Source organism: Peribacillus sp. TH27, assembly GCF_016650915.1.
GTDB lineage: Bacteria > Bacillota > Bacilli > Bacillales > DSM-1321 > Peribacillus > Peribacillus butanolivorans.
Window position 1 is genome coordinate 1442578 of sequence record NZ_JAEKEV010000002.1, and the last position, 23658, is coordinate 1466235.

Here is a 23658-nt window from a genome sequence, read left to right on the forward strand (position 1 = left end):
TCTCTTGTAACTTTCAACTATTTCAGGCGTTTTATTTAATAGGTATAATATTAACTGAACTTGTAAAATCATTCTATTTTGTGTAATATCAAGAAAGTTCGACAAATATTTATGCAATATCTTATGCTATTATTTAAGTATGAAATTTATGGAACTAACTAATTTGGCTCCAGAGAAAAAGGTGGGACTTCTAGTGAAATCGTCTCTTAAATGGTTTGCTGTTTTAACTACGATTGTAATGCTTTTCATCTTACTTGGTGGAGCTTTAGTCACTAAGACGGATTCCGGCATGGGATGTGGCAGGTCCTGGCCATTATGTAATGGTCAATTGATCCCTGACAAAATTACGCTTGAATTAGTTATTGAGTTTTCCCATCGACTTGTTTCAGGTGCTGGAGGATTCATGGTTTTAGTTTTATCTTATATGTCTTGGAGAAAAATAGGGCATATTCGTGAAGCACGCTTTTTATCTGTTATTTCTTTTAGTTTTCTAGTTCTTCAAGGGCTTATTGGAGCAGCAGCGGTTCTTTGGTCACAATCTGATTTCGTTCTGGCTCTCCATTTTGGTATATCACTAATCTCCTTTGCTTCTGTCTTTTTATTAACACTTTTGATTTTTGAAGTAGACAAGAAGTTCGAAGCTGAAAAACTTATAGTTGATAAGCGGATGAGATTTCATATTATTGGCATACTAATTTTCACCCTAATAGTCGTATATACGGGTGCACTTGTGAGACATACAGAATCTAGTTTAATCTGTAAGGATTGGCCTTTATGTGTAAATGACAGTCTTGCACTCCCTTCCAACCTATATGAATGGGTTCAGATGGGTCACAGAGCCATTGCTGGGGCATTATTCATTTGGGTATCTTACGTGTCATTTATTGCCCATAAATACTACAAACATCAAAAAGTAATATATGGCGGTTGGATTGCTGCATTCATTCTCGTTTTTTTACAAGTTACCGCTGGAGCCTTTATTATTTTTTCACGACAGAATTTATATATTGCATTGGCACATGCCTTATTCATAGCTTGCTTTTTTGGCGTAATGAGCTATTTAATGCTGCTGACTTCTAGAAGCAAAAAAAATGCATTAGCCGTTAAAAAAGGGAGTGCAACACATACCGTCAACGGACAGGATGAACAAGAAATAACACCAACCATACCCGCTCGTTAATGTCTGATTGTTCAATTAATAGATTCAAAAAAAGCCATCATTTCCTCAGAATGATGGCTTTTTTGTATAAGAAAGACAAATTCGATGTGACCAACTTAACCCAAAGGAGGGCATACAGCAGCTTGAAATCTCAAGGGTACTAATATGCCCAACTTCGATAACAATGTCCTTAGTCAGTGGTATTACTTAGTTATTTCAATCAATAAATCACCAGTACTAATCGCTTCACCATCTTTAACATAAATGTCTTTAATAGTCCCAGAGAATGGCGCCTGCACGGTTGTTTCCATTTTCATGGCTTCCGTAATTATTAGGTGATCACCCTGCTTAACTTGATCCCCTTTTTCGACGACAACACGAATTACCGTACCAGGCATTGTTGCACCGATTTGCTCTTTATTTTTTGAGTCTGCTTTCACTTTGGATTGAACAGAAGATTTAATGTTTTCATCCTTAATGATTACTTCACGAGATTGACCATTCAATTCAAAATACACAACACGAGTTCCATCAGCCAATGGTTGACCGATTGATACTAATTTAACGATAAGCGTTTTACCCTTTTCAATTTCAACTTCGATTTCTTCCCCTAATCTCATGCCATATAAGAAAGTGGCCGTATCAAGGTTTGAAACATCGCCGAACAATTCAATAGTTTTATTGTAATCTAAGAATACTTTTGGATATAGGGCATATGCAAGTACATCGAAATCTGTGACAGCACGTCCCAATTCCTTGAACAATTCTTCTTTTAAAGCGCCAAAATCTACGTCTTCCAACAATTCACCCGGTCTTACAGTAATAGGTTTTTTTCCTTTTAAGATAACTTCCTGAAGCTCTTTTGGGAATCCCCCAACCGGTTGACCCAAATAGCCTTCGAATAACTCTATTACGGAATCAGGGAAATCAATGGTTTGGCCTTTTGTAAGGACATCTTCTTCAGATAGGTTATTTTGCACCATAAATAAGGCCATGTCTCCTACAACTTTAGAAGAAGGCGTTACTTTAACGATATCTCCGAACATTGCATTAACGCGCTGATACATTTCTTTAACTTCATGCCAGCGTTCTCCTAGCCCTACCGCTTTAGCCTGCTGCTGCAGATTACTGTATTGACCACCAGGCATTTCATGTTTGTATACTTCAGTATGAGGTGCGTTCATTCCACTTTCGAAGTCATGATAAAATTTCCTGACTTCTCCCCAGTATTCGCCTAACCGCTCTAGTGAATCAACTTCCAATTTAGGCTGTCTGCTTGAGCCTTCTAATGCATATTGAAGCGTTTGTACACTTGGTTGTGAAGTCAATCCTGCTAGAGATCCAATCGCCGTATCAACAATATCCACGCCAGCTTCAATCGCTTTTGAATACATGTAAATTCCATTTCCGCTCGTATCATGAGAATGCAGATGGATTGGAAGGGAAGTTGTTTCTTTCAATTCTGATACCAGACGGTAAGCAGCATCCGGTTTCAGAAGTCCAGCCATATCCTTAATAGCTAAAATATGAGCACCGGCATGTTCTAACTCCAACGCCATATTTTTATAGTACTCGATATTATATTTGCTACGTGACGGATCATTTAAATCCCCAGTATAACAAATGGCCGCTTCAGCAATTTTACCCGATTGACGGACTGCATCTATCGCCACTTCCATACCTTTTACCCAGTTTAAACTGTCGAAGATCCGGAAAACATCAATTCCTGCATCCGCTGATTTCTCAACGAATTCGCGAATGACATTGTCAGGGTAATTTTTATAACCCACTGCATTTGAAGCCCTTAATAGCATTTGTAAAAGCACATTCGGTGCTTTTTTTCTAAAGCTTAATAGACGGTCCCATGGATCTTCTTTCAAGAACCGATAAGCTACATCGAAAGTTGCCCCGCCCCACATTTCCATAGAAAACAAATTAGGAAGAAGTTTCGCCGTAGGCTCAGCGATATCAAGAATATCTTTCGACCTAATTCTGGTTGCCAATAAAGATTGATGTGCATCACGGAAAGTCGTATCAGTAATCAATACCTCTTTCTGATCTTTAATCCAATTAACAAGCCCCTCTGCACCTTGTTGTTCCAGAATATTCTTCGTACCCGAGATAAGCGGCAGTCCGGCAACATTTGGAATTGGCGCTAAATCGAAAACAGGTTTTTTCTTTTTTTCCACTCCTGGGAATCCATTTACCGTAACATTACCGATATATGAAAGCATTTTTGTTCCACGGTCTTTTCTGACTGGGAAGGTAAATAGTTCCGGTGTTGAATCAATAAAGGAAGTATCGTATTCACCACTAATGAAATTCTCATGTTTTACAACATTTTCAAGGAATGGAATATTCGTTTTAATTCCACGAATCCTGAATTCCTTAAGGTTACGAACCATTTTTGATGCAGCCTGTTCAAATGAAAGCGCATGTGTCGAAAGTTTAACGAGAAGTGAATCATAATATGGTGTGATAACAGCCCCTTGGAACCCATTACCAGCGTCCAAACGAACACCAAAACCTCCACCAGAACGATACACCATCATTTTTCCAGTATCCGGCATAAAATTATTCAATGGATCCTCAGTTGTTACCCGTGACTGTATTGCAAAACCATGTGTTTTAATACCAGCTTGTTCAGGAATCCCAATCTTTTTGCCATGAAGTTCATGTCCTTCAGCAATCATGATTTGTGATTGAACAATATCGATACCTGTAATCATTTCAGTAATGGTATGCTCAACCTGTACCCTTGGATTGACTTCAATAAAGTAAAATTCACCATTTGCAACAAGGAATTCGACAGTACCCGCGTTGACATAGTCAATATTTTTTGACAATTTGACTGCTGCCTCACAAATTCTTTCACGTAAGTCCTCTGAAAGCGAAACAGAAGGTGCCACTTCTACAACTTTTTGATGACGTCTCTGAACAGAACAGTCACGTTCGTATAAATGCACGATATTCCCGTGAGTATCAGCCAAAATTTGAACTTCAATATGTTTTGGATTTTGAATAAATCTCTCTACATAGACTTCATCATTACCAAAGGCTGCTTTGGCTTCAGATTTTGCGCGATCATAAGCCTCTTCAACATCTTCAACCTTCTCAACGATTCGCATTCCGCGCCCGCCGCCGCCTAGAGACGCTTTTATAATAATTGGAAAACCGTATTGTTCACCAAATTCTTTCACTTCTACCACACTTGTTACAGGACCTTCGCTACCCGGGATGACCGGAATATCAGCTAGTTCTGCTTGTGTTCTTGCTTTTACTTTGTCTCCAAACATATCTAGGTGCCTTGATTCTGGTCCAATGAAGATAATGCCTTCTTCTTCACAACGTTTAGCAAAATCAATGTTTTCTGAAAGGAAACCATAACCAGGATGAATCGCATCGACTCCGCTCATCTTAGCAATTGCAATAATACCTTCAATATCCAGGTATGCATCAATCGGCTTTTTGCCTTCCCCAACTAGGTATGCTTCATCCGCCTTATATCGATGGTAAGATCCATAATCTTCTTTTGAATAGATTGCAACTGTACTAATATCTAATTCCGTACACGCCCGAAAAATCCGAATCGCTATTTCTCCACGATTTGCCGCAAGTACTTTTTCTATACGTTTCACCATTGCTACCACCCTAATCAATATGTATTTTTATTGAATATATAGAAAAAAAGCGTGATAAACTTCACAACTTTTTATTCACACGTTTATTTCTCCAACAATGGAGACAGTCCTATTAAAATCGTCGTTCCTCAACATAATTATATTTCGATATATTTTTCAGTTATGCATTTATACGTTTCTGAAAAATAAATACACAAAAATAGAACTTTGCCAATTAGTTAAAATACATTGAAATTATTATAATATACTATCAATATGTTAACTTTGTATTTTTTCAACAATTAATATAACCATAATACTAAAATAAACTGAATACAATAAAAAAATAAAAAATTATGTATATTCGTATAAAAGCACAGGGATTTTCCGTCTTTTGACCCCTCAATATCTATAGTTCTAGAACTAAAGATTCAATACTGATTGAAGATCATCTTACAATCTGCACAAGTTTACTCCATTTTTCTATTTATGAAAAAAGAGTTCATCAACTAAAATGCGAATTCGAATATGTGGTGATAGATTTTCCCGAAATTATTTCTATTAACATTCCATACCCAATAAAAAAAGCTCATTTTGAGCTTCAATCGCACTAATTAGTATAACACTATTGAATTATAGTATAACACTATTACCTAGTATTGTATATAAATAAAAAACTCAAACAATCATCGAGATTTGTTTGAGTTAGTATGTTTTGTATATTATTTTTTTAATGATGCTTCATGCAAAACTGACAATTGCTTTTCAAGAGTTTCCAAAAGGGACTTGCCCTCTGTATCCTCTACTAAGCCTAAACGTACGGCGAAATCAATTTCTCGTGATAGACCGAACATTTGTGTATCAAGTACCTCTTCGTATAAAGGACATTGAGGCATAGTGAGATTCTCCATTTGAACTTTTATCAGTTTTAGAATCTTGTCAGCATCTGCTTTTAATAAAGCATAAGCTTTTTCTCGATGATTGACAAGCATATCAGATGCCATGTTAAATCCCCCCGCTCAGAGCGATTATATCTTAACTTATCTTATCATTAAATTCTACCTTTTGTTGTGTGAAAAAGCAAGGACATTGACAAACAAATTGAATAATCCAAACACTGAAATAACACAATCAGCCTCTATACTCATAAACCCGGCAGTAGATATAATCACTATCCTAGATAATGTGACATTTCTTATATAATTGATTATACTTATATAAGAATGTTAGCAACAGAAAGGAATGAGATATTTGGAACCCATCGTGTTTATTAATGGAAAAGTGAAATATCCAATTACTCTAGATCCTGGAGTGTGGATTTTTGATGACCGTAAAATTGAAATCGATACATACTTCAATGCTGAGAGAGTTCAAGTCAATGAATTAGAAGAGTATACAATTGCAGCGTCCAAACATTGGCAAAAGGAAATTCAAGAGGGCGCTACCATGCCTCCTACATTAAAAACGGAACGAAAGTTTGAGAAGCAAAGATTGATGGAGGGGACTTTTGGCATTCCTTTTGAACCTTTTTTGAAAAACGCCGAACCTGAAACCGGTGTAACAGAAGTTATTGTTACAACTGATGAAAAAGAGCTTACATTTCCATTCGAAGTAGCGCTTGAATTTTTCCTTGGCTTTTCCAAGGATGGAAAGCCAATTAAAGTAACCGAGGGCGGACCTATGGAAATTTATTTTGGAGATGCCTCTAATATCAATAACCCAATTAAGAATGTACGATCTTTCACTGTTAAATAAAAGTACATGTACCATAGTTATAGAAGCCTGAATGCATTATTTAAAACGACAAGGGAAATTTCCCTTGCCGTTTTTTTATAAAAGTGTAGCAGCAAGCTGAGCTAAACCGGATCTTTCTCCTTTTATCAGTTTAACATGGCCAGCAATACGCTCGGTCTTGAATTTTTCTACAACGTAGGTCAAACCATTATTATATTCATCTAAATAAGGATGATCGATTTGCTCCGGATCCCCCATCAAAACAATTTTACTCCGCTCCCCTACTCTTGTTAATATGGTCTTCACTTCATGTTTCGTTAGATTCTGCGCTTCATCTATGATGATGAACTGATCCGGAATACTCCTACCCCTGATATAGGTTAAAGCTTCTACTTCAATCGAACTCATGCCAGCTAGAATTGCGTCCAATTCCCCTGGTTTTTTCGTATTGAACAAATATTGCAGATTATCAAAAATAGGTTGCATCCAAGGTCTAAGCTTCTCTTCTTTTTCCCCAGGTAAATAACCAATATCTTTACCGACCGGAACAATAGGCCTAGCAACTAGAAGCTTCTTATATTGAGATAAATCTTCTGTTTGCATCAATCCTGTTGCCAATGCCAATAGCGTTTTTCCTGTCCCAGCCTTACCAATAAGCGTCACAAGCTGAATGTCAGAACGAAGTAACAAATCAAGGGCCATCGTCTGTTGAACGTTTCTCGGCTTAATTCCCCAAATATGTTCTCCTTCATACATTAGTTTCTTAACATATCTGCAGTTCTCATCTACAATCCCAATCGCTGAGGCTGAACTTCCCAATGTATCCTTCATCAGCAAGAATTGATTAGGGTAGTATAAATCTTTTGTCAGTTCTTCAAGCTTAAGATGACTTTTTTCATAAAACTTATTCAGATTGTCAATCGACACAAAAACTTCTTTATGCCCTCCATAAATATGGTCCATTTCAACAACACGATCATTTAAAAAATCCTCCGCCTCAAGCCCTATCGCATCAGCTTTTACACGCACTAGAGTATCTTTACTGACAAGAATGACCGTCTTCCCATCTTCCTTTGTTTCTTCCTCTAAAGATAAATTTTTTGCAACTGCTAATATTCGATTATCATTTGTTTTCTCCACGAAAATTTCCTGAAGTTTATGAAATGAACGATGATTAAGTTCAATTCTTAAGCTACCTCCATTATGAAGCTGAATGCTTTGATGAAGCTTTCCTTTTTCACGAAAGCTATCGATCAATTTTGATACCTGCCTGGCATTTCTTCCGATTTCATCCATATACCTTTTTTTCGAATCCAATTCTTCTAAAACAACTGCTGGAATGACTACTTCATTATCTTCGAATGAGTAAATCGCATACGGATCCTGCAACAGGACATTCGTATCTAAAACATAGATTTTTTTCCCCAATATGACGCCTCCTGCCTGCTCTTTATCGGATATGTCTTACCATTGACTGCACTCAGCAGTTATGTAGCGGACGAGACTGTTGATAAAATATATGTTCCTTTGCATAAAGATAGAAGAACATTTACAGACTATAAAGAAAACTTCCTGCAAAGTGAGCTTTGATCATATGGAACACAGCAGGTTTACTGCAATTTATGCATCAGACTTAGTTGGAGTGGACAGGCTGTAATTAACGGAAAGGTAATTTCCTAAAAGGAGGATGGACATTTGCGGAAACTTATTTTATCTCTTGCTACTGTTCTGTTAATGACAGGCTGCTCGATGAATAATAATAATGAACAGTCACAAGATAACACAAAAAGTAATCTAACTAAAGTTAATAATTCGTCTGTTCAGGAAACGGATAGAAAAACTGGTCAGCAAACAGCAAAAAGACTCACTGGTCTGGCTAAATCCATTCCCGAGGTGAATGATGCCACTGCAGTCGTACTTGGCAAATATGCCATAGTCGGAATTGATATTGACCAAGACATTGAACGTTCACAGGTAGGAACGATTAAATACTCGGTTGGTGAAAGCTTCAAAAAAGATCCAAACGGAGCAAATGCTATCATCGTCGCTGATCCTGATATAAATGAACGAATTAGGGAGGTGGCTAAGGATATTAATAATGGCAAACCTGTAAGAGGAATACTAAATGAACTGGCTGACATCACCAGTCGAGTCATTCCTGAGGTTCCAGGTGATATTTTAACCCCAACGCCCACAAAAGTCATTGAAAACGAAAAGGCTAAACTTAAAGATAAAAAGGAAAGAAAACAGCTTGATGAGGAGCAAAATGATCAAGCTAATCACTATAAAGAGTAAATAACCCCAACCCGAAGAGACCTTCGGGTTTTTGTCTTTTATACAGTCATAACCTTAATAATGATTAGTCACTCACATGTAAGTTTCACTTTATCCTCGTTTTACCATAAAAATATTGGTATACTTAAAAGCATATTGAAATTGAAGTGAGGTTCAAATAATATGAAGGTTAAATGTGTAATATGTGATCAAATTGAATCTATACCAGATGATAGTCCAGAAGCAAAGAAACTTCGTAACCGTCCTATACATACCTATATGTGCAATACATGCAATCAACGCATAGAAGAGCGTACAAACGAACGGATTGCCACCGGGAATTTCCGTCTTTACCGCACTATCAAAAATGAAGATGAATGGTAAAACATTAAAAAAGGTCTGTTTGATTGGCCTGATTAATGGGATCATGCTCGGCTTCTTAATGAAGTGGATGGAAATGTATTCAGGAAAACAAGTGTATCAGCTTTTATTAAATGTAGATTTCCTTCCAGTAATCGGGGCAATCCCCTGGAGTGAGGCAACGTTGTTCCTTTTCCATCTCCTTGTCTCACTTACAATTACTTTTAGTTATGTATATATCCTTCATACTTGGAGCATATTTCGCAAATGGAAAACATACACACTTGCTATTTGCATCATCACTCCTGTGATTCTGCTTTATTTTCCATTATCCTTGCTTTCACAAACGGAAGTTGCCCATCCATTCGATCTGGCTGCTTTCTTTTTGTGGTCTCTCTTACATCTTATTTACGCGATATTTCTTCCAAAAGCAATATAAAAAGAACCGTGCGAAATTCGCACGGTTCTTTTTATCATCACTCAATATTTTTATACTTATCTGGTTCTAGTTGTATTTGATCCAACATAATATCAATCAATTCAATAGGAAAACGTTGCTTTTTCATTTCGTCTCCTATTAGAAATTCAACGAAATAAAAAGGTTCTATTTTTGAAACGGAATCAATGATTACTTGATGATCATTTTTCAGCATCTGCATGAAAAACATTTCTGTTTCGCGCGCAGCTGAATCATCAGGTCTTGCATCACAGACAACTCTAATCGTCAACCAATTGTATAAAGCATCTTGTAATGATTTCATCATCTTATGCCTGTTCTTCTTTTCTCGAATTATGAAGACGAATTCTATAAATCCCTAGAACAAGCGATGCGATGACTAATGCTTCCCCCATTGGCAGAAACACTGCAAAGAAAGAAAGAAGGGTACACCCAAGTGCCATTACCGCGTAAATAATCACATTTTTTAGCAAAGGTAACTTTTTGGCAAAACCTAGCTGATAGACAAGGATGCATAATCCAAAAATCGTTAAATATAAATACCACATTCCTGCTTCAGGATTTTCATCCACTCTGTACAAAGCTGCAAAAAATGATAATCGCTCTTGGATATCCAATCTTTTCTCCTCCTCTTGCTATTTATTTTTCTTCAACAGCAACTTTTTTTCTTTTAGCTGCTCTTTCACGTTCGTTTTTATCAAGAATCTTTTTACGAAGACGGATTGATTCCGGAGTTACTTCACAGTACTCATCGTCGTTCAAATACTCTAGAGCTTCTTCAAGAGACATAATTCTTGGTTTTTTCATTGAAGAAGTTTGGTCTTTATTAGCTGAACGCATATTTGTCATTTGTTTCGCTTTTACGATATTAACAGTCAAATCGCTATCACGGTTATGTTCTCCGACAATCATACCTTCATAAATATCCGTACCTGGCTCAACGAAAATGACACCGCGGTCTTCTACTTGCATCGTACCATATTGTGTAGTTTTTCCAGATTCCATTGATACAAGTACACCTTGACGTCTTCCACCGACTTGACCTTGGGCCATTGGTTGGTAGCTGTCAAATGAGTGGTTCATGATACCATAACCACGTGTAATTGTTAAGAACTCAGTAGAATAACCAATAAGTCCACGAGCTGGGATCGTGAATAGTAAACGAACTTGACCACTTCCGCTATTAGTCATATCTAACAATTCGCCTTTACGAGCTCCCATGGATTCCATGATAGAACCAGTGTGCTCTTCAGGTACATCGATTTGAACACGTTCAACTGGCTCACAACGCACTCCATCAATCAAACGAACGATAACTTCAGGTTTAGAAACTTGCAGTTCATAACCTTCACGTCTCATGTTTTCAATTAAGATAGAAAGGTGAAGCTCTCCACGACCGGAAACAACCCAGACATCTGGAGAATCTGTATTTTCAACTCTTAAGCTAACATCAGTTTGCAATTGGCTTTTCAAACGCTCTTCAATTTTACGAGCTGTTACGAATTTACCTTCACGGCCTGCGAATGGGCTGTTGTTTACAAGGAAAGTCATTTGTAATGTTGGCTCATCGATACGTAGAATTGGAAGGGCATCAGGATGTTCAATAGGACAAACTGTTTCCCCAACGTTAATATCTTCCATACCAGAAACAGCAATTAAATCACCGGCAACAGCTTCTTGGATTTCAACTTTTTTCAAGCCAATATAACCAAAGATTTTCGTTACACGGAATTGCTTAACTGATCCATCAAGTTTCATTAATGAAACTTGTTGACCTACATGCATTTTCCCACGGAATACACGGCCAACACCAATACGTCCTACATAATCATTGTAATCAAGTAAAGCCACTTGGAATTGAAGTGGTTCATCAGTGTTATCAATTGGTGCAGGGATCGTTTCGACGATTGTTTCGAATAATGGGGTCATGTCTTTTTCTTGTTTGGTAGGATCTGAATCCAAGCTTGCTGTACCAGCAATACCTGAAGTAAAGACAACAGGGAATTCTAATTGTTCTTCTTCAGCTCCAAGTTCGATGAATAAGTCAATTACTTCGTCCACAACTTCGTTTGGACGGGCAGAGTCTTTATCAATTTTATTCACGACAACGATTGGCGTTATTTTTTGTTCCAATGCTTTTTTCAACACGAAACGAGTTTGCGGCATACATCCTTCATATGCATCAACAACAAGTAAAACACCATCAACCATTTTCATGATCCGCTCTACTTCACCACCAAAGTCGGCATGACCAGGTGTATCCAAAATATTGATTCTTGTATCTTGGTATTGAACTGCTGTATTTTTCGCAAGAATCGTAATTCCGCGTTCTTTTTCAATAGCATTAGAATCCATCGCACGTTCTTCCACATGTTCATTTTCACGAAATGTACCAGATTGCTTAAGCAACTGATCCACTAAAGTTGTTTTACCATGGTCAACGTGGGCAATGATGGCTATATTACGAATATTTTCTCTTAATTTCAAAAAATTCACTCCTAAAAAAGTTTGTGTATAACGTATCACTAGTATTAACTTACATATTATATCACAAACATAGTAGAAACAAATACAGAAATTATGTACAATAGATATATTAGGGGTGATATTAATGAATATTAAATGGAATTTCTTAATATTAGCGATACTAGCAAGATCAAGTATTGGCTCTATAGGCATCTTTATTGCTGAAAAAAGCTTACTTGGAATCTTAGCTGCAATCGTTGTACTTTGCGGGATTATGGGGTTTGGTTTTACTCAAAAGAAAAAATTACGCGAAGCAGGAAAGTTATAATATAAAAAACTCGCTGTAAACAGCGAGTTTTTTTTTGCTAATTTTTTCAAGTAAAATATATTCTCCACTCCCCTAAGTCTTTAGTCTTACTTTATCCATTTTAATATCCTTTTTGAACATTACCAATGACTTAGGTCAGGGGTATTAAAAGCTAGTATTACCTGTTAAATATTTCTCAAAAACCTCTTTGTGCAGTCCAGGCTTAGAGACAAATAATGAATCTCCCTCTAAAAAATCCAATTTTTTATCAGTTATATTGCTTACTTCTCCGCCCACTTCCTCAACCAGTAAAACTCCACCGGCAAAGTCCCAAGGCATAAGTCGCATAGTTATATAAGCATCTAGCCTGCCTGCAGCCACGTATGCTAACTCCAATGCTGCTGAGCCATATGAACGGGTCCCGCGCGCATCCCGCACAAGCGGGGCTAGAAGACTCGGATCAATCCGGCGATTTTCCGTTACCCAGCTTGCATTCATGGAAAGGATGGCTTTGCTAACCGATACCTCTTTCAGCGGAGAGAGTCTTTGATCGTTCATAAATGCCCCCTCCCCTTTAATTACATGGTACAGTTCATCATTTACGACATCATAAACCATACCAATTTTCCCGATACCATCCTCATAAATCCCAAGAGAAATCGCAAAATTCCGCTGTTGATGAATAAAGTTCAATGTTCCATCAATTGGATCAAGAATCCACACCGTTCCTTTTAAATCTTTTATCTCATTACCCATTCCCTCTTCCCCAAATATACGATGTTCGGGAAAAGTTTCGGTAATTTTATCGCAAAAAAACGTTTCTATTGCCTTATCCATATTGGTAACCAAATCATTAGGATTCGTTTTAATTTCAATATTCAGCTTGGTTTCAAAGGACGCTCTCAGCTTCAACCCTGCTTCTTTCATCCATAATTTCGCATATGTATCCATTTCCTTAACCGATGCCATTATTATATCCCCGTCCTTTGTAATCAGAAACTACACTAACATGCTCTACTAAAGATTAAAGCAAATATATCAAGTCTTCAAGTTTTTAACATCATAAATTTACCAATTTTTAAAATATCTTTGAATAATAAGGGTTATTTAATTCACGATTCTTCACTCCATTTAAGCTTATAAGCTAATTATCCTCATGCATTTTTTGTATACTTTTGATAATTTTTTTCCTAATTAACAGGAAAGTAGTCCATTTTAAAAATCAAAGACCAGCTTTTACTACTATTTTGTTCATTTAACGAAAAACGGACACATTATTTTTTATAAAATAAGTGTCCGTTCATCATCTATAATAGAATTTCTTGTATTGAATTTGATTCATTTCGTTCATTAATTCTCCTTCACGATCTCTGCAGCTTTATCATTTTACAAGGCTTTAAGTTTTAGCAATTCTAACCGGATACGCTCAAGCCTTTGCTTGCATTGTGACCTCTTTTGATCATTCTCTTCACTAATTGCTTCAAAAAGGGTTGCTAATTCATAGTCCATTTCCATTCTTAACACTGCAGCTCTATGTCTTTCAACTTCTTTAGCTTTTAATGCTTGGTTCATGACTTGTTTCATAATTAACATTCTCCCTTCGTCAATTAACTTAATTTTCTGAATTTATTTTTATTTTATCATATGTCTTCCTACCACAAATAGCAACTAATTTGTTCTTTTAACTTAAAGGAATTTTTCGATAATGAACTAAATCGTTATTTTTCAATTATTACTTTTACTTATGCTACAATATGTGCAGATATTACGGTAGGAGAGATGATAATGAATATAGCAAGTTTTTCAGCTGATGATTTTAACGTTTTTAAAATTGATGGATTGGAACCGCGAATGGATGCTTTAAAAGAGCAGATCCAACCCAAGCTACAAGCACTTGGTGAGCACTTTTCACAACAATTATCTGTGATGACCGGTGAAGAGATGTTCCCTCATGTTGCTAAGCATGCTAGAAGGAAAGTAAACCCTCCTAACGACACTTGGGTTGCCTTTGCTGCCAACAGCCGAGGTTATAAAATGATGCCACATTTCCAAATTGGTTTGTGGGAAACACATATGTTCATTTGGTTCGCAGTCATTTATGAAGCTCCTAATAAAGTTGAAATCGGGAGGCATCTAGAGCAAAATGCGAAGCAATTCATAAAAAATATTCCCTCACATTATGTTTGGTCGATGGATCATACGAAACCTGAAGTAATCCCTCATGATGGCCTTTCGGTTGATGATTTGAATTCAATGTTTAATCGTTTGCAGACAGTAAAGAAAGCTGAAATTCTTTGCGGGATAAGAATTTCTCGCGAAGAAGCCATTCAATTAAATGATGATGATTTCATTAAAACCATTAATGATGCTTTTGAGCATCTTTTACCCTTATATAAATTAAAATAAACACATATTCCACGTATTGCATTGGAATTAGTAGATGAATAGAGCATTCATACTTTAATATAAATAAAGAAAAGGGAGAGCCATTAAAGGCTCTCCTTTTCTTATTTTTGCACCAATTCTTTACTTGCTTGTATCAATTCACTTATTTGATTTTCTTTACCCGCTTCAAAGCATTCGATTATCTTGCTTCCGACGATGACACCATCGCAGGATTGCACGGTATTGCGGACATGATCTGGAGTAGAGATGCCAAATCCGGCAAGAACAGGAACAGGGCTTAGGTCTTTTACCTGTTTTAAATAGCCTCCGAGTTCTCCTCCAAAGGCATCACGGGTCCCCGTAATGCCCTTTACAGTCACAGCATAGATAAAACCCTCTGCCCCTGCCGTAATCTGAGTAATCCGTTCTCTAGAAGACGTGAGCGTCACGAGACGGATCAGTACAATCCCTGCAGTTTTTATAGTTGAAAAGCCAGCTTCTTCTTCAATTGGCAAATCAGGGATAATACATCCGGCGATTCCTGCCTGAAGACAATCTTCTGTGAATTCTTTAAGGCCATATGCCATAATAGAATTTGCATACCCCATTAAAATGATTGGAATGTTTACATCGCCTTTGATTTCAGTCACTTTTTTTAGGATATCTTTTAAAGTTGTACCATTCTCCAAAGAACGGATTCCCGCCTGTTGGATAACCGGTCCATCAGCAACAGGGTCAGAGAATGGGATACCTAATTCGACAGCTGTTGCCCCGCTTTTTTCAAGGAATATAAGTTGGCTCTTTAGCCGTTCAAGACCGCCATCTCCTGCCATAATGTAAGGAATAAATGCTTTTTCTCCCCTAGATTCACATTCCTGCAGCGCTTTTGTTAATTTATTCATGTTCGCTACCCCCTAATATAGATTGGACCGTTTCAACATCCTTATCGCCACGGCCAGATAAGCAAATCACCAAGCCTGTCCCTTTCTCCATTTCTTTGGCAAGTTTTAAACCGTAGGAGATGGCATGTGAACTTTCCAATGCAGGTATGATCCCTTCTTCCTTTGAAAGCAAAACGAGAGCTTCTAGGGCTTCTTGATCGGTAACTGAAGTATATGTCACACGATTTGTATCTTTTAGAAAACTGTGTTCCGGTCCAACCCCCGGATAATCTAACCCTGCTGAAATCGAATGTGCCTCCTGAATCTGGCCATCTTCGTTCTGCAATACATACATGAATGCCCCATGAAGCACCCCTGGCTTTCCTTTTGTTAAGCTTGAAGCATGTAACGGTGTATCAAGACCATGACCTGCTGCTTCTACTCCATATAATTTAACCGTTTCATCCTCAATGAATGGATAAAACATACCCATTGCATTGCTGCCACCGCCTATGCAAGCGACTATGGCATCAGGAAGGGCATGTACCACTTCGGAATACTGACGCTTCGTTTCCTTGCCAATCACGCTTTGAAAATCGCGTACAATAACAGGGAATGGATGCGGCCCAAGGACTGACCCCATAATATAATGAGTGTCTTCCACATTAGCTACCCAGTACCGTAACGCCTCATTGACTGCATCCTTTAGTGTCCCGCTTCCTTGTGATACAGATATAACCTTGGCACCCAGAAGTTCCATCCGGAAAACATTTAATTTCTGTCTCCTGATATCTTCCTCTCCCATAAAAATGATGCACTCTAACTTCAGCAAAGCACAAACTGTCGCCGTTGCCACTCCATGCTGTCCTGCACCTGTTTCGGCAATGACTTTTTTCTTGCCCATTTTCTGTGTTAACAAAGCCTGACCAATCGTATTATTGATTTTATGGGCACCCGTATGATTTAGGTCCTCACGCTTCAGATAAATATCGGCACCACCAGCAAGTTTCGTTAAATTTTCTGAAAAATAAAGGGGCGTTTCACGACCAATATATTGAGTAAGGTAGTAATTCAGTTGCTTTTGGAATTCTGGATCTTTTTTTGATTGTTCATATACTTCTTCAAGCTCTGTTATTGCCGCCATTAAGGTTTCCGGAACGAAACGGCCACCATATGCTCCAAAATGACCAGTTTGGTCGGGCTGTGTATAAGTACTCATCTATTTATTCCTCTTTTCCGGCTGTATTTTTCGCCTTAGTAATAAAAGCTTTTATTTTTGCAGCATCCTTTAATCCATTTGTTTCGACACCACTCGCTACGTCAACTGCGAATGGTGATACGGCAGTAATCGCTTTTCCGACATTTTCTGAAGTCAATCCTCCAGCTAGAAAAATTTTCTCCTTTGGTAAGCCCGCTTTACGAAGCATATCCCAATCCAAAGTCATTCCCTTACCAGAATTTCCTTTAGGAAGATCTACTAGTAGAAAATCAGCCGGATAATCGTGAAGGCTTTCAAGATCTTTCTCTGACTGGATGGCAAAGGCCTTAATAACCGGGAGAGTCATTCTCTCAGCAAAACTGGCAGACTCGTTACCATGTAGCTGAATATAATCCAATCCGGCAATTTCAGCAATTCGTATCACTTCTTGTTCGGTTTGATTAGCAAACACTCCGACTTTTTTTACGTGTGCAGGGAGATTCCCTGCTATTTCACATACTATTTCGGGATGAACTTTCCGGCTACTTTCTGCAAAAATGAACCCAATAAAGTCTGCACCGAATGTTACAGCTGTCTGAGCCGCTGCTAATGTCTTTATCCCACAAATTTTTACAAACATATTAATCTCCTTATAAACTCATTTGCAGTTCTGCCATCGTATTTGGAAGGTTAGGTGATATCATTAATGTTTCTCCAACTAAAATGCCCCTCGCCCCTGCTTCCCTCACACGCTGTACGTCTTCTTTTGTCTTGATTCCACTTTCGCTGATAATGATGTGACGTTTTGGATCAAGTAGCTTCGCAAGTCGTTCCGTAACCGCCAAATCCACTTCGAATGTTTTTAAATTTCGATTGTTAATCCCTATCAGCTCTGCATTAAGCTCAAGTGCTTGCTTTAACTCGGCTTCATCATGGACTTCTGTTAATACATCAAGCCCTTTATGTTTTGCATATTGATATAAATCATGAAGGCGTTCTTTTGAAAGAGCTGCCACAATTAATAGAATGATAGTCGCACCAGCTTGATAGGCACGGTCGATTTGAATTTCATCAATGATGAAATCTTTACATAACCTTGGAATTTGTATAGCCTGGCTCACGTTTTTTAAATCGGCAATTGACCCTTTAAAGAAGACCTCATCCGTCAATATCGATATGGCTGCGGCTCCACCTTTTTCGTAAGAAAGAGCCTGCTCGATTGGATCGACATTCATTTTAATGTCTCCTTTTGATGGGGATGCTCGTTTAATTTCCGCGATAACCGCGATTGATTTCGCCGTTTTCAATTTTTCTACAAGAGAAGGTCTGACTGTATTGATCATTTCCCCATCATCTAAACCCATTTCTTTTAACTGTGCTACTTCTACTTTTTTCTGTTCAATAATTTTCGTTAAAATATTATCCATTTACATTACCACCTTATTTCTGTTGCCATAGGCAATTAGATTTTCTAATTTTTTCAGAGCCGATCCGCTGTCCAGACTTTCTTCCGCCAAGGTAATTCCTTTTTTGATCGTCGCTGCCGTTCCATGGGCGTATAAACCCAAACCTGCATTCAATAAAACGGTGTCACGATATGCACCTTTTTCTCCTTTTAAGAGACGGAGCATAATATCAGCATTTTCTTTTGCATCACCGCCGCGGATTGCGTCATTTCCGTAAATCGGCAAATCCACTTCCTCAGGATGGAGTGTAAAAGGGATAATATCCCCTTGCTCCAGAAGCACGAGTGAATTTTCTCCCTGTAGGCTGGCTTCATCCATAAAACCTGCACCATTGATGACAACCGCACGTGTTCTGCCTAATTTATGAAGTACTTCTGCAAATAGCTCGAGCATATCACGGCGGTTAATACCTAATAATTGTGTATCGAGCTGAACGGGATTCGTTAATGGTCCTATCAGATTAAATATTGTCGGGATTTTCAATTCTTTTCTCACTTTCATGATTCGGGCAATATTAGGGTGTACAGAAGGGGCAAATAAGAAAGTGATTCCATTTTCCTCTAACAGTTCTTTCATCATTTCTGGTTCTAAGAACAAATTAACACCGAGCTCTTCCAAAACATCTGCACTTCCTGTTTTACTTGAAATGCTGCGGTTTCCATGTTTGGCAACCTTAACACCTGCACCAGCCAGCACGAAGGCTGAAGCGGTACTAATATTGAAGCTTTGTGAGCCATCTCCACCAGTTCCGCAATTATCCATCACATTAAGGCAGTTTGTTTTCACACTTCTTGCTTCTTTTCTCATGACTCGGACAAGGCTTGCAATTTCACCTGCCGTTTCACCTTTTGCTTTTAGAGCAATAATGAAAGCCGCCATCTCGCTTTCCGTAATATCTGTAGAAAATAACGCTTGGGCTGCTATACTCATCTCATCTTCCGTCAATGTTTGACGCTCTGCTAACTTTTCTAAATACTCCTTCACTACTAACTCCCCCAATTGTTTTTTGTGATTATAAAATGGATTCTTTCTTCTCTAATTGATATGTCTCGGCAATCTTATAAAATTCATGTAATAGTTCCTTACCGATTTTCGTTCCAATAGATTCAGGGTGGAATTGTAAACCGTAAAGCGGATAATCTTGATGTTTTAAAGCCATGATTTCTCCATCATCCACTGCGCTCGCCGTAACAGTTAATTCATTAGGTAAGCTTTCCCTTTCAACTACTAAGGAATGGTAACGCATCACTGGAAATTGTGGATTCTGATTGACAAATACCCCTGTTCCGTCATGTTCGATAACCGATGTTTTGCCGTGCATGATATATTTGGCCCCAATCACATTTGCCCCAAAGGTTGCACCAATAGCCTGATGACCAAGGCAAATACCTAAAAGCGGAAGCTTCTTATAAAAAGAACGTATGATTTCCATGCTAATTCCAGCATCTTCTGGACGGCCTGGCCCTGGTGAAATAACGATTGCCTTAGGATTCATTTCCTCAATTTCAGCAATGGTGATTTCGTCATTTCTTTTCACGATGATTTCTTTTTCTACTTCCCCTAAATATTGATAAAGGTTATAAGTAAACGAGTCATAGTTATCAATTAATAAAATCATTTTGTGTTAACCTCCATGAGCGCTCGTGCTTTATTTTGTGTTTCCTCATATTCTGTTTTTGGATCTGAATCATATACAATTCCTGCTCCGGCCTGTACATACGCACTGCCATCTTTTATGATCATCGTCCGGATTGCAAGAGCCATATCTAGATCTCCACCAAAACCGATAAATCCTATTGCCCCTGAATAGATCCCGCGTTTACAATTTTCAAGTTCGTTAATCAACTCCATTGCCCTAATTTTAGGGGCTCCTGAGACAGTACCTGCAGGAAGACATACCGTTAATGCATCTAAACTCGTGAATCCTTCCTTAAGTTCTCCGCTAATCTTTGAGGCAATATGCATGACATGTTGATATCTTTGAATTTCCATTTCCTCGGTAAGGTGGATTGAGCCTATTTCACAAACCCTCCCAAGATCATTTCTTCCGAGATCAACAAGCATTCTATGTTCAGCGAGTTCTTTTTCATCCATCAGCAGGCTTTTTTCCATGCCTTTATCTTCTTCATCCGTCTTCCCTCTTGGTCGTGTACCGGCAATGGGGTTAACATGAACCATTCCTGCTGAAACACTGATCAAACTTTCAGGGGAGGAACCTATAATAGTATAGTCACCAAATTCGATATAAAACATATAGGGAGATGGGTTGGCTAAGCGGAGACGGCGGTAAGCATCGAAAGGCTCTCCATCAAAGTCGGCCTGAAACCTTTGTGACAAGACGACTTGGAAAACTTCACCTGCCACAATCGCTTCCTTTACTTCAAGTACCATTTTCTCGAATTCATCCTGGCTGAAATTAGAATTAAATTCTAAAGATTCTGACGATATTTCCTTTGAGGGTTTACTAGGCCGATTGATTTTCTCCTTCATTCCCATTAGGCTTATTTCGCTATCCTCTTCCGCAGTCAAAAGATGAATCTTTTGAAGTACATGATCAAATATATACAGTTCCTTAAAGAAAAGGAAATGAGCATCCGGCATTTGAAGAGAATCAGGTGGCACCGGACCGATGTTTTCATAAAGACGAATAATATCATAGCCCATATACCCGATTGCCCCACCATTAAATGGCGGAAGATGAACTGGGGAATCTTCTATTTCTACCAACAATTGATTTTTCAGAAATTCAATGATATTGATGTTCCTTACGAGTTTCTCACCTGTATTAGAATCCTTCACATATACTTGATTACCTAATGACGTCACCTCCAAATATGGGTTTGATCCTAGATAGGAGTAGCGACCATTATCATGATGTGAATTCGAACTTTCCAATAAAAACTTCTTTTCTTCATCCAATTTTTGAAAAATGGCAATCGGTGTATGAATATCCCCTTCAATCGTTTCCATTTTGAAACGCAGTATCTTTTTTTCATCCAAATGATTCATCTAATATTACCTCCTAATTTTCAATCCAATAATGAAAACTTCCGATTGCTATACCTTTAGGCAAACATATTCGGAGTTGTGTTTATATTTTTTCTCTAAAATCTTTCTCCAGTTCATCTTCACAATAATTGTAAATGCATAAAAAAAGCCCCCTGCAAACACAAATTATGTGTCTGCAGAGGACGGTATACCGCGGTGCCACCTCAAGTTGGAAAAACATATTATTTTTCCCTCTCAAGCAAGAAATTATACATTTCTTGCCAAACCCATTAACGGTGGAAGCCGAGTTTCCCTACTTATTTCAAGAAACCACTCATAAGTCCATTCACCTTCTTATATCGTACCGGTTTCCACCTGTTCCGGCTCTCTGTGACGACTCTAAAAAGATTACTACTCTTAATCATAGATTTAATTATCCATTTTAAAAAAACACAAAAAGGGCCCTCATCCAAAGGACGAGGAACCCGTGGTACCACCTTAATTAGCTTAATAAGCTCACTTTACGGCATTATAAATATTATATGCCTATCTCCATTAACGATGAGATAATCGCCAAAGCCTACTCCGTCAATCCGTTTCGGTTTGGGGCTCGGAAGTCCATTCGCTTAAATTTGTTCACCAGTTTTCAGCAACCACTGGCTCTCTGCAGAACAGCATTAAGGTACTCTTCTTCGTCATTGCCTTTATCATTTCTTGATTATTATGTTAAAACAATCTATTCATGAAGTCAATGGAGTTTTCTAAAAATAATATTTTTATTATTTCATTCGTATCCAGTCATCGTCTTCGATTTCTTTTGCTTTCTTAATAACAAGATATGCGGAATAGTCGCTGACAGACTCAAACTCATCCGTATATTTTTTTTCATCCGCTTTGCCGGGGACTATTTCCTTAAACCTTCGATATGCTTTCATAAAAGCTTCTTTTTGTATTTTACTTTCATATGCCTTTTCGACTGCTTCAAAAAATTTAATAACATCGACGATTTCTTCCGTTGACCAATCAAGATCCATTGGATATTGATAATCCATGCTTACACGCTCCTTCTAGATAGTTATTCCTGTTGCTTGGGAGACTATTATCAGTCTGCCCATTTTGAGCGAATTGCCTCTGCTTGGCTGATAATCCGACTGAATAGCTCAGCCGTCGTTGGTACATCATGAATCAGACCCATTACTTGTCCAGCCCAAGCATATCCTTCACCTTCAACTCCATCATGGATATAACGCTGGTTTGCTTTTCCACTTATGTAATTCTGCAGTTGCTCATATCCGCCGTCTTCCTTTTCTATTTCAAGAATTTTATCAGTCCAACCATTTGCAATAACACGGGCTGGTGCACCAATAGACCGCTTAATGACAACGGTATCATTTTCTGTACCGGAAACCAAGGCATTTTTGTATAATTCATGGGCATGAACACATTCTTTTACTGCAATGAACCTGGTGCCCATTTCAATCCCTTCGGCTCCAAGTGCCAACGCCGCCATCAACCCGCGCCCATCACCGAAACCACCTGAGGCGATGACTGGAATTTTCACGGAGTCTACCACTTGAGGAATTAATACAGAGGTTCCGATATCATCGCGTCCTAAATGTCCTCCGCCCTCCTGACCAACTACCATCACTGCGTCTGCACCCAGCTGCTCAGCCTTGATTGCCTGCCTTCTTGCCGCAACTAGCACAAGTTTTTTCACCGGAGTATCCTTAACATAATCGATAAATGGCGCTGGATTCCCACCAGTTACAGAAACAACGGCAATCTCCTCTTTTAGTGCTGCTTCAAGCATATGTTCATATGGTCTTCCGTGCTGACCAATTGCAAAATTAACGCCAAACGGTTTGTCCGTCAATGATTTTGTTTTTCGTATTTCCTCTACCAATTGATCAGGGTTATCCAACGACATCGCTGTTACCTGCCCTAGGCCCCCTGCATTCGAAACAGCCGCAGCTAGTTCTGCATAAGCTAAATGCGCCAATCCTCCTTGCACAATCGGGTATTGAATCCCTAACAAATCAGTCACACGAGTTTTCCAATTCAAAATCTTCATCCCCCTTTTACTTCTGAGTGAGTTTTATTAATGAACACTCTCTATTACACCTTTATTATGGCAAATATTGTTTTTTCATTCAATTTTAAAACTCATAGTTCAAATTGTTTTTGATTTAAAAGATAAACTCTTGAACTGGTAAATATTCCTTCCTGCTATTACAAGGTATGTACAATAGAACTCAAGCTGTTATTTTTTACATTAAACTCACGCTAGGCATTTATATGTAAGACGTGCTATAATTCATTTGTTTTATGTCTATCCACAAGAGCTTACTAACCGTTTTTTAAGG

24 protein-coding genes and 2 other annotated features are annotated in these 23658 nt (G+C 38.2%); of the genes, 7 read left to right on the top strand and 17 right to left on the bottom strand.

Features of this window, described 5'->3' with window-relative positions; genetic code table 11:
* The first annotated feature begins 193 nt into the window (after positions 1-193).
* The gene (locus JFU24_RS08330) at positions 194-1180 is read left to right on the top strand and encodes a COX15/CtaA family protein (RefSeq protein ID WP_201221502.1); all 987 of its coding nucleotides are present in this window, start codon (positions 194-196) and stop codon (positions 1178-1180) included.
* A gap of 182 nt (positions 1181-1362) precedes the next feature.
* On the opposite strand, the gene pyc is transcribed toward JFU24_RS08330, so the two are convergent.
* Positions 1363-4800, bottom strand: a complete 3438-nt coding sequence (pyc, locus tag JFU24_RS08335) for a pyruvate carboxylase (RefSeq protein ID WP_201181579.1) — start codon at positions 4798-4800, stop codon at positions 1363-1365.
* Positions 4801-5501: 701 nt separating this feature from the next.
* Positions 5502-5783, bottom strand: coding sequence for a YlaN family protein (locus JFU24_RS08340; protein WP_053345198.1), 282 nt, complete (start codon positions 5781-5783; stop codon positions 5502-5504).
* Between the two features lie 247 nt (positions 5784-6030).
* On the opposite strand from JFU24_RS08340, the gene JFU24_RS08345 reads away from it, so the two are divergent.
* Positions 6031-6534, top strand: a complete 504-nt coding sequence (locus JFU24_RS08345; protein ID WP_201181581.1) for a peptidyl-prolyl cis-trans isomerase — start codon at positions 6031-6033, stop codon at positions 6532-6534.
* Positions 6535-6609: 75 nt separating this feature from the next.
* Here the strand turns inward: JFU24_RS08345 and JFU24_RS08350 are convergent, their stop codons facing one another.
* Positions 6610-7941: a PhoH family protein gene (locus tag JFU24_RS08350; protein ID WP_053345196.1), complete on the bottom strand. Its 1332-nt coding sequence runs from the start codon at positions 7939-7941 to the stop codon at positions 6610-6612.
* A 267-nt stretch (positions 7942-8208) separates the two neighbouring features.
* Between JFU24_RS08350 and JFU24_RS08355 the strand changes: the two genes are divergently transcribed.
* The 3 genes from JFU24_RS08355 (at position 8209) to JFU24_RS08365 (ending at position 9586) form a co-directional block, all read left to right on the top strand.
* Positions 8209-8808 (top strand): YhcN/YlaJ family sporulation lipoprotein, encoded by a 600-nt coding sequence (locus JFU24_RS08355; RefSeq protein WP_201221506.1) that lies wholly within the window; start codon positions 8209-8211, stop codon positions 8806-8808.
* 162 nt (positions 8809-8970) lie between these two features.
* Positions 8971-9171 carry a YlaI family protein gene (locus tag JFU24_RS08360; protein ID WP_072272690.1) on the top strand — a complete coding sequence of 67 codons (201 nt, stop codon included), beginning with the start codon at positions 8971-8973 and terminating at the stop codon, positions 9169-9171.
* Entirely contained in the window at positions 9161-9586 is a 426-nt protein-coding gene (locus JFU24_RS08365) for a hypothetical protein (protein WP_201249838.1), read from the top strand. The genes JFU24_RS08360 and JFU24_RS08365 overlap by 11 nt, the downstream gene beginning before the upstream one ends.
* A 37-nt stretch (positions 9587-9623) precedes the next feature.
* Here the strand turns inward: JFU24_RS08365 and JFU24_RS08370 are convergent, their stop codons facing one another.
* Genes JFU24_RS08370 through typA form a run of 3 tightly spaced genes read right to left on the bottom strand, consistent with a single transcriptional unit; the run spans position 9624 to position 12091 of the window.
* Positions 9624-9908 carry a hypothetical protein gene (locus JFU24_RS08370; protein WP_053348008.1) on the bottom strand — a complete coding sequence of 95 codons (285 nt, stop codon included), beginning with the start codon at positions 9906-9908 and terminating at the stop codon, positions 9624-9626.
* Positions 9909-9912: 4 nt separating this feature from the next.
* Entirely contained in the window at positions 9913-10221 is a 309-nt protein-coding gene (locus JFU24_RS08375) for a YlaH-like family protein (protein WP_053345193.1), read from the bottom strand.
* 22 nt (positions 10222-10243) lie between these two features.
* Positions 10244-12091: a translational GTPase TypA gene (gene typA, locus JFU24_RS08380; RefSeq protein ID WP_201221511.1), complete on the bottom strand. Its 1848-nt coding sequence runs from the start codon at positions 12089-12091 to the stop codon at positions 10244-10246.
* Positions 12092-12215: 124 nt separating this feature from the next.
* Here typA and JFU24_RS08385 point away from each other — a divergent pair, with 124 nt between their 5' ends.
* Positions 12216-12398 carry a YlaF family protein gene (locus JFU24_RS08385; protein WP_201249839.1) on the top strand — a complete coding sequence of 61 codons (183 nt, stop codon included), beginning with the start codon at positions 12216-12218 and terminating at the stop codon, positions 12396-12398.
* Positions 12399-12542: 144 nt separating this feature from the next.
* On the opposite strand, the gene JFU24_RS08390 is transcribed toward JFU24_RS08385, so the two are convergent.
* Both JFU24_RS08390 and JFU24_RS08395 read right to left on the bottom strand, forming a co-directional pair.
* Positions 12543-13346, bottom strand: coding sequence for an inositol monophosphatase family protein (locus JFU24_RS08390; RefSeq protein ID WP_201249840.1), 804 nt, complete (start codon positions 13344-13346; stop codon positions 12543-12545).
* Between the two features lie 417 nt (positions 13347-13763).
* Complete coding sequence (locus JFU24_RS08395; RefSeq protein WP_053345189.1) at positions 13764-13961, bottom strand: hypothetical protein; 198 nt, start codon at positions 13959-13961, stop codon at positions 13764-13766.
* 201 nt (positions 13962-14162) lie between these two features.
* On the opposite strand from JFU24_RS08395, the gene JFU24_RS08400 reads away from it, so the two are divergent.
* A complete protein-coding gene (locus JFU24_RS08400; protein ID WP_201221515.1) occupies positions 14163-14783 on the top strand; it encodes a YktB family protein in 621 nt (206 codons plus the stop codon).
* A 101-nt stretch (positions 14784-14884) separates the two neighbouring features.
* On the opposite strand, the gene trpA is transcribed toward JFU24_RS08400, so the two are convergent.
* The 9 genes from trpA to JFU24_RS08445 form a co-directional block, all read right to left on the bottom strand.
* Positions 14885-15664, bottom strand: coding sequence for a tryptophan synthase subunit alpha (trpA, locus tag JFU24_RS08405; RefSeq protein ID WP_201249841.1), 780 nt, complete (start codon positions 15662-15664; stop codon positions 14885-14887).
* The gene (gene trpB, locus JFU24_RS08410; RefSeq protein ID WP_053345186.1) at positions 15657-16862 is read right to left on the bottom strand and encodes a tryptophan synthase subunit beta; all 1206 of its coding nucleotides are present in this window, start codon (positions 16860-16862) and stop codon (positions 15657-15659) included. Before trpB ends, trpA begins: the two co-directional genes overlap by 8 nt.
* A 4-nt stretch (positions 16863-16866) precedes the next feature.
* Positions 16867-17481, bottom strand: coding sequence for a phosphoribosylanthranilate isomerase (locus JFU24_RS08415; protein WP_201181593.1), 615 nt, complete (start codon positions 17479-17481; stop codon positions 16867-16869).
* A gap of 10 nt (positions 17482-17491) precedes the next feature.
* Positions 17492-18268 carry an indole-3-glycerol phosphate synthase TrpC gene (gene trpC, locus JFU24_RS08420; protein ID WP_201181595.1) on the bottom strand — a complete coding sequence of 259 codons (777 nt, stop codon included), beginning with the start codon at positions 18266-18268 and terminating at the stop codon, positions 17492-17494.
* Positions 18269-19291: an anthranilate phosphoribosyltransferase gene (trpD, locus tag JFU24_RS08425; RefSeq protein WP_201181597.1), complete on the bottom strand. Its 1023-nt coding sequence runs from the start codon at positions 19289-19291 to the stop codon at positions 18269-18271.
* A gap of 28 nt (positions 19292-19319) precedes the next feature.
* Entirely contained in the window at positions 19320-19925 is a 606-nt protein-coding gene (locus JFU24_RS08430; RefSeq protein WP_201181598.1) for an anthranilate synthase component II, read from the bottom strand.
* Positions 19922-21316 carry an anthranilate synthase component I gene (gene trpE / locus JFU24_RS08435; protein WP_201181600.1) on the bottom strand — a complete coding sequence of 465 codons (1395 nt, stop codon included), beginning with the start codon at positions 21314-21316 and terminating at the stop codon, positions 19922-19924. The genes JFU24_RS08430 and trpE overlap by 4 nt, the downstream gene beginning before the upstream one ends.
* A 175-nt stretch (positions 21317-21491) precedes the next feature.
* Positions 21492-21729: a binding site (T-box leader), on the bottom strand.
* A 35-nt stretch (positions 21730-21764) separates the two neighbouring features.
* Positions 21765-22003, bottom strand: a binding site (T-box leader).
* Positions 22004-22074: 71 nt separating this feature from the next.
* Positions 22075-22347 (bottom strand): UPF0223 family protein, encoded by a 273-nt coding sequence (locus tag JFU24_RS08440; protein WP_053345180.1) that lies wholly within the window; start codon positions 22345-22347, stop codon positions 22075-22077.
* A 50-nt stretch (positions 22348-22397) separates the two neighbouring features.
* Complete coding sequence (locus JFU24_RS08445; RefSeq protein WP_053345179.1) at positions 22398-23357, bottom strand: NAD(P)H-dependent flavin oxidoreductase; 960 nt, start codon at positions 23355-23357, stop codon at positions 22398-22400.
* Between the last annotated feature and the right edge of the window lie 301 nt (positions 23358-23658).